The sequence below is a fragment of the Caulobacter sp. GW456-12-1-14-TSB4 genome (assembly GCF_059424195.1).
In genome coordinates, this window is record NZ_JBWKZF010000064.1 from 1 (window position 1) to 5,701 (window position 5,701).

Here is a 5,701-nt window from a genome sequence, read left to right on the forward strand (position 1 = left end):
AAAAAAACGATTTGACACGGAATTCGAGGTTCGCTAGATAGCCGCCTCCGCCGACACCGGGCGCTAAACGGTGGGGCCGCTGAAGCGGCTCGGGTCTTTGACATTGTTGATTTGGAAAGAGAAACGCAGGCGGCGGCGCTCTGGCGGTAGACTTTAGGTCTACCTTCGACGCTGACAAATGCGGTCTCTTGAAGACACCATTTATACCGCAGCCGGCTTCGGTTGGCTGCAGTGTGATGGGAACTCGTCAAGATACTATGCAAACCAGATACCTGATCCTGGGTTTTCCCCCGGGATTGGAAGTCTGATGTCAATGTCAACTCAACCTGAGAGTTTGATCCTGGCTCAGAGCGAACGCTGGCGGCAGGCCTAACACATGCAAGTCGAACGGATCCTTCGGGATTAGTGGCGGACGGGTGAGTAACACGTGGGAACGTGCCCTTTGGTTCGGAACAACTCAGGGAAACTTGAGCTAATACCGGATGTGCCCTTCGGGGGAAAGATTTATCGCCATTGGAGCGGCCCGCGTAGGATTAGCTAGTTGGTGGGGTAAAGGCCCACCAAGGCTACGATCCTTAGCTGGTCTGAGAGGATGATCAGCCACATTGGGACTGAGACACGGCCCAAACTCCTACGGGAGGCAGCAGTGGGGAATCTTGCGCAATGGGCGAAAGCCTGACGCAGCCATGCCGCGTGAATGATGAAGGTCTTAGGATTGTAAAATTCTTTCACCGGGGACGATAATGACGGTACCCGGAGAAGAAGCCCCGGCTAACTTCGTGCCAGCAGCCGCGGTAATACGAAGGGGGCTAGCGTTGCTCGGAATTACTGGGCGTAAAGGGAGCGTAGGCGGACTGTTTAGTCAGAGGTGAAAGCCCAGGGCTCAACCTTGGAATTGCCTTTGATACTGGCAGTCTTGAGTACGGAAGAGGTATGTGGAACTCCGAGTGTAGAGGTGAAATTCGTAGATATTCGGAAGAACACCAGTGGCGAAGGCGACATACTGGTCCGTTACTGACGCTGAGGCTCGAAAGCGTGGGGAGCAAACAGGATTAGATACCCTGGTAGTCCACGCCGTAAACGATGAGTGCTAGTTGTCGGCATGCATGCATGTCGGTGACGCAGCTAACGCATTAAGCACTCCGCCTGGGGAGTACGGTCGCAAGATTAAAACTCAAAGGAATTGACGGGGGCCCGCACAAGCGGTGGAGCATGTGGTTTAATTCGAAGCAACGCGCAGAACCTTACCACCTTTTGACATGCCCGGACCACCAGAGAGATCTGGCTTTCCCTTCGGGGACTGGGACACAGGTGCTGCATGGCTGTCGTCAGCTCGTGTCGTGAGATGTTGGGTTAAGTCCCGCAACGAGCGCAACCCTCGCGATTAGTTGCCATCAGGTTTGGCTGGGCACTCTAATCGTACTGCCGGAGTTAATCCGGAGGAAGGCGGGGATGACGTCAAGTCCTCATGGCCCTTACAAGGTGGGCTACACACGTGCTACAATGGCGACTACAGAGGGCTGCAATCCCGCGAGGGGGAGCCAATCCCTAAAAGTCGTCTCAGTTCGGATTGTTCTCTGCAACTCGAGAGCATGAAGTTGGAATCGCTAGTAATCGCGGATCAGCATGCCGCGGTGAATACGTTCCCGGGCCTTGTACACACCGCCCGTCACACCATGGGAGTTGGCTTTACCCGAAGGCGCTGCGCTAACCGCAAGGAGGCAGGCGACCACGGTAGGGTCAGCGACTGGGGTGAAGTCGTAACAAGGTAGCCGTAGGGGAACCTGCGGCTGGATCACCTCCTTTCTAAGGATGCTTCTCCAGCTTCTCACGAAGCTATTGAGGCTCCAATTAGTGCGCTAGACGCACACAAATGAGCGGATCGCCGCCGTCTTCGTTTCTCTTTCCACTCCTTGATCGCCGTTAGGTGATCGAGGCGATCGCGAGCCCTGGAGCGGGTCCTTAACTGGACTTGATCTGAGCGGCCTATGGGCCCGTAGCTCAGTTGGTTAGAGCGCACGCTTGATAAGCGTGAGGTCATAAGTTCAAGTCTTATCGGGCCTACCACTCTTTCCACATACGGACCGCAACCGACCAGCTCCCCGCTGGGCAAGCAACTCACACCGAGTGTGAGGGGCCATAGCTCAGTTGGTAGAGCGCCTGCTTTGCAAGCAGGATGTCGTCGGTTCGAATCCGTCTGGCTCCACCATTCTCCCTGTCATCGGACAGGTTGAGAAATCGCGATCGAGGAATGATCAAGTTTGCACTGGCTTTTGAGCCAGCTGCGAAATGACATTGTGAAGGCAGGGTTCCTCCGCCAACCGTAGCTCACCCCTGGGATACGGACCTGGTTTAAGGATGGACTTAAGAAGACATCATTGTCTGACTAAAGGTAGAGCTCATGCTCGATCTCTTCTCACGTGAGTGACAAGAGACGATTATGCATGGGTTTTGCTGAGAACGATCAAGCGCATAAGGGCTTCTGACGGATGCCTTGGCATTGAGAGGCGATGAAGGACGTGGCACGCTGCGATAAGAGCCGGGGAGGCGCGAGCACCCTTTGATCCGGCTATCTCCGAATGGGGAAACCCACCTTTATGGTCACCCAACTTTGCTTCAGCTTCGGCTGGAGCGGCGATTGGTTGATCAGAAGAGGTATAATGACCTGAATACATAGGGTTCATTAAGCAAACCCGGGGAACTGAAACATCTCAGTACCCGGAGGAAAGGACATCAACCGAGACTCCCGTAGTAGTGGCGAGCGAACCGGGACCAGGCCAGTGCTGTCGTGACATAAAGCTGAATGTGTTGGGAAACACAGCCATAGTGGGTGATAGCCCCGTAAGCGTCAAATAGCGACAGACTCGAGTAGGGCGGGACACGTGAAATCCTGTCTGAACATGGGGGGACCACCCTCCAAGCCTAAGTACTCCTCAATGACCGATAGCGAACAAGTACCGTGAGGGAAAGGTGAAAAGCACCCCGACAAGGGGAGTGAAACAGATCCTGAAATCGGAAGCCTACAAGCAGTCGGAGCCACCGAGCGTGGTGACGGCGTACCTTTTGTATAATGGGTCAGCGACTTCATGTGCCGTGCAAGCTTAAGCCGTTAGGTGTAGGCGCAGCGAAAGCGAGTCTGAATAGGGCGAATAAGTACGTCGCATGACGACCCGAAACCAGGTGATCTATCCATGAGCAGGATGAAGGTAAGGTAACACTTACTGGAGGTCCGAACCGGTGAATGTTGAAAAATTCTCGGATGACTTGTGGATAGGGGTGAAAGGCCAATCAAACCTGGACATAGCTGGTTCTCCGCGAAAACTATTTAGGTAGTGCCTCGGACGTATTCCTTGGGGGGTAGAGCACTGAATGGATGCGGGCGGCGCGAGCTGTACCAATTCTAATCAAACTCCGAATACCCAAGAGAACTATCCGGGAGACACACGGCGGGTGCTAACGTCCGTCGTGAAAAGGGAAACAACCCTAACCATCATCTAAGGCCCCCAAGTACTGGCTAAGTGGGAAACGATGTGGGTTTGCTTTGACAACCAGGATGTTGGCTTAGAAGCAGCCATCATTTAAAGAAAGCGTAACAGCTCACTGGTCAAGCGAACCTGCGCGGAAAATGTAACGGGGCTCAAGCCAGTCGCCGAAGGTATGGGTGTGCGTAAGCACGCGGTAGCGGAGCGTTCCGTAAGCCGATGAAGGTGAGGCGTGAGCCTTGCTGGAGGTATCGGAAGTGAGAATGCTGACATGAGTAGCGATAAAGAGGGTGAGAGACCCTCTCGCCGAAAGCCCAAGGGTTCCTGCGTAAAGCTAATCTGCGCAGGGTTAGTCGGCCCCTAAGGCGAGGCCGAAAGGCGTAGTCGATGGGAATCAGGTGAATATTCCTGAACCAGTTGGAAGTGACGGATCTGGTAAATTGTCGGGGCTTATTGGATTGCTCCCGGCAGTGAACAGGTCCCTGGAAATAACTCCAACGGAGACCGTACCCGAAACCGACACAGGTGGGCAGGTAGAGTATACCAAGGCGCTTGAGAGAACTGTGCTGAAGGAACTCGGCAAATTGCACGCGTAACTTCGGGATAAGCGTGACTCTCTTTTGGGCAACCAGATGAGAGTGGCACAAGCCAGGGGGTAGCGACTGTTTATCAAAAACACAGGGCTCTGCGAAGCCGCAAGGCGACGTATAGGGTCTGACGCCTGCCCGGTGCCTGAAGGTTAAAAGGAGGGGTGCAAGCTCTGAATTGAAGCCCAGGTAAACGGCGGCCGTAACTATAACGGTCCTAAGGTAGCGAAATTCCTTGTCGGGTAAGTTCCGACCTGCACGAATGGCGTAACGACTTCCCCACTGTCTCCAGCACAGGCTCAGCGAAATTGAATTCCCCGTGAAGATGCGGGGTTCCCGCGGTCAGACGGAAAGACCCTATGAACCTTTACTGCAGCTTCGCCTTGGCGTTAGCAACAACATGTGTAGGATAGGTGGGAGGCTATGAAACCGGGGCGCCAGTCTCGGGGGAGCCATCCTTGAAATACCACCCTTATTGTTGTTGACGTCTAACCGCGGCCCGTTATCCGGGTCCGGGACATGGCGTGGCGGGCAGTTTGACTGGGGCGGTCGCCTCCCAAAGTGTAACGGAGGCGCGCGATGGTGGGCTCAGACCGGTCGGAAATCGGTCGTCGAGTGCAATGGCATAAGCCCGCCTGACTGCGAGACTGACAAGTCGAGCAGAGACGAAAGTCGGCCATAGTGATCCGGTGGTCCTGCGTGGAAGGGCCATCGCTCAACGAATAAAAGGTACTCTAGGGATAACAGGCTGATTTTGCCCAAGAGTCCATATCGACGGCAAAGTTTGGCACCTCGATGTCGGCTCATCACATCCTGGGGCTGGAGCAGGTCCCAAGGGTTCGGCTGTTCGCCGATTAAAGTGGTACGTGAGCTGGGTTCAGAACGTCGTGAGACAGTTTGGTCCCTATCTGCCGTGGGTGTACGAGACTTGAGAGGATCTGTCCCTAGTACGAGAGGACCGGGATGGACACACCTCTGGTGGACCTGTCATGGCGCCAGCTGTGCAGCAGGGTAGCTAAGTGTGGAATAGATAACCGCTGAAAGCATCTAAGCGGGAAACTAACCTCAAAACAAGGTCTCGCTGAGAGCCGTGGAAGACCACCACGTTGATAGGCCGGGTGTGGAAGTGCGGCGACGCATGGAGCTTACCGGTACTAATAGCTCGATAGGCTTGATCGTTCTTCAGTCAAACCCATGCACTAAGCATGGCTCTACTTCAGACACTGATGTCTTCTTCACAATCCTCTTCCCAACCGGCGCAAGCCGGAAGGGAAAGAGTGATATCCTTTTCGCTGACCTGGTGGCTTTGCCGGGGGTTCCCCACCCGATCCCATTCCGAACTCGGTCGTTAAGTCCCCCTGGGCCAATGGTACTTCGTCTCAAGGCGCGGGAGAGTAGGTCGCCGCCAGGTCCGCCAAAAGGATATCAACACCCCAAGTCCAAAACCCTGCCACACAATCTCAAAAACACCCTGACGCGGGGTGGAGCAGCCCGGTAGCTCGTCAGGCTCATAACCTGAAGGTCACAGGTTCAAATCCTGTCCCCGCACCCAAGGCCTACACCGTTCCAACATCCACCCTGTCCGCGCGCGGCCAGGGTTTTTTCATACCTAGAGGTGCAATCCAGAGTGGC

Annotated in this window: 3 tRNA genes and 3 rRNA genes; all 6 read left to right on the forward strand. The window is 54.8% G+C overall.

From position 1 onward, the window contains the following. Positions 1 to 322 precede the first annotated feature (322 nt). The 6 genes from AC07YH_RS26480 to AC07YH_RS26505 all read left to right on the forward strand — a co-directional run bounded on the left by AC07YH_RS26480 (position 323) and on the right by AC07YH_RS26505 (position 5,621). Positions 323 to 1,806, forward strand: a 16S ribosomal RNA gene (locus AC07YH_RS26480). A gap of 184 nt (positions 1,807 to 1,990) precedes the next feature. Beyond that, positions 1,991 to 2,067: transfer RNA gene (locus tag AC07YH_RS26485), tRNA-Ile, on the forward strand. Positions 2,068 to 2,133: 66 nt separating this feature from the next. Further along, positions 2,134 to 2,209 (forward strand) — tRNA-Ala (locus AC07YH_RS26490). A gap of 253 nt (positions 2,210 to 2,462) precedes the next feature. Beyond that, positions 2,463 to 5,248: ribosomal RNA gene (locus AC07YH_RS26495) — 23S ribosomal RNA — on the forward strand. A gap of 117 nt (positions 5,249 to 5,365) precedes the next feature. Next, positions 5,366 to 5,480 (forward strand): 5S ribosomal RNA (rrf, locus tag AC07YH_RS26500). Together the 16S, 23S and 5S rRNA genes with 3 tRNA genes alongside form the textbook arrangement of a ribosomal RNA operon. A gap of 64 nt (positions 5,481 to 5,544) precedes the next feature. Next, a tRNA-Met gene (locus AC07YH_RS26505) sits at positions 5,545 to 5,621 on the forward strand. Positions 5,622 to 5,701 lie beyond the last annotated feature (80 nt).